We start from the raw sequence: 1,508 nt of genomic DNA, 5'->3' as shown, positions 1-1,508 counted from the left end.
AAACTTTTGACAGACCCTAAAAATGAGACGGCTATTAAGTAGCTCGTCTCGCTGTTATTTCTCCGCAAGATATCCCAAAAACCTCACATGCTACAAAACCTACTCATAAATCTTCCCCATGTATAAGATGGCAGCGAGTGACTTCCACTCAGGCTGATCTGACAGATACCCCATATCTATAGTATCTTCCATCCAGGATTCCATTGCCTCCAGAAAGGCAGCCAGCGATAGGTTTTCCCATTCCTCAGGGTTCACTTGAAGGTCGTGGCGTAATGCCTTTATAAATTCAATGAGTTCATCTTTTGAATCAACATTCTCGCGTTTATCAAAAAGGTCCATGTTAAGATATTCTCCTCCTTTGTAACAGTAGACACACGCATTGTCTAGCTCATCTCGTTGTGATTTCTGATTCCCCTGCTGGCATGAATCCTTAGCTACCGTATATGCTCAAAGCATTTGTAATTGACAGTAGGGGGAATCTCTCTGTCATGAGAAATCTCCACTTCGATTCCAAAGCTAGGAGAGTAGATCCACTGATCACCGTCGACTGCAGTGGTGTTATCAAGCGTTGGAAAGATTCATTATAGGTCCGTTTGCACACTACTCCTGACTTTTCCAGCATGTTACTATGATACTAACTATCTGGAACTTGGTGGTGAAGAAAATGGAAATTGGGTTTGAAGCCAAAGTATACCACATTGGATTATCTATAGGGTTCTTTTCTAAAGATCATATAATCGTGTGGGCAGATAAAGTAATTGATCTTTTAGAGGTAACAGATATACCTGATATGGTGTTTGAGCTTTCAATGGTAAAAAAAGAGGAGGACATTCCTCGCTTACTTATCGAGCTTTGCACTAATACAGAAGAGGAAAAAGCATTAAAAACAATAGTTGGAATGATTAACCTCAGTTACAAAAACAAACACTATACTCTTTATGAGACATGTGAAATGCTCTATAGGTTATCAAATTACGTTGATTCTGATCATGAATGGAATGGATATCTGTATGCGATCACGGAAAGCCTTGAGCGTGCCCTGGATGGATATGGGGATGTAGATACTTCAAGGAAAGAAATAGAAGAGTTTTTACTTGAACACGAGAAATATTCCAAATTGTTCGATCTGAGTTTACTTCCAAATCAACCACTAATTACAGAGTTTAAGCCGAGGAAGGAGCATATACTTTTTGATGTTTCTCGTGTAGTGGCTCCAGCAGATCTTCACATGATCTTGAAACGTCAACTTGATTTCCCTGATATGTACGGTATGAATTGGAATGCATTTTGGGACGCAATCACCGGTATGGTAAAGCTACCCATGAAAATAACTATAATTGGATGGGAAGTATTGGAGGAACGCCTTCCGAAAGAAGCAGATTTTTTAAAAGAACTTCTTAAGGACTATTCATTACGTAATACTAACGAAATTTTTACAGTAGAGTATGAACAAAAAAGCGAGACATCTTCTAATTGAGGATGTCTCGTTGTCAGTGCGCCCAGCATGG

Annotated in this window: 2 protein-coding genes; one reads left to right on the top strand and one right to left on the bottom strand. The window is 39.5% G+C overall.

Features of this window, described 5'->3' with window-relative positions; genetic code table 11:
* Positions 1–99: 99 nt before the first annotated feature.
* Positions 100–339, bottom strand: a complete 240-nt coding sequence (locus C7R92_RS31845; protein ID WP_069849301.1) for a DUF7660 family protein — start codon at positions 337–339, stop codon at positions 100–102.
* A gap of 325 nt (positions 340–664) precedes the next feature.
* Here C7R92_RS31845 and C7R92_RS33075 point away from each other — a divergent pair, with 325 nt between their 5' ends.
* A complete protein-coding gene (locus tag C7R92_RS33075) occupies positions 665–1,477 on the top strand; it encodes a barstar family protein (RefSeq protein WP_244195888.1) in 813 nt (270 codons plus the stop codon).
* Positions 1,478–1,508: the final 31 nt, after the last annotated feature.

The sequence above is a fragment of the Brevibacillus porteri genome (assembly GCF_003013475.1).
In the GTDB taxonomy this organism is placed as follows: domain Bacteria; phylum Bacillota; class Bacilli; order Brevibacillales; family Brevibacillaceae; genus Brevibacillus; species Brevibacillus porteri.
The sequence above is the reverse complement of the archived record's forward strand: the minus strand, read 5'-3'. Positions and strand labels throughout refer to the sequence as shown.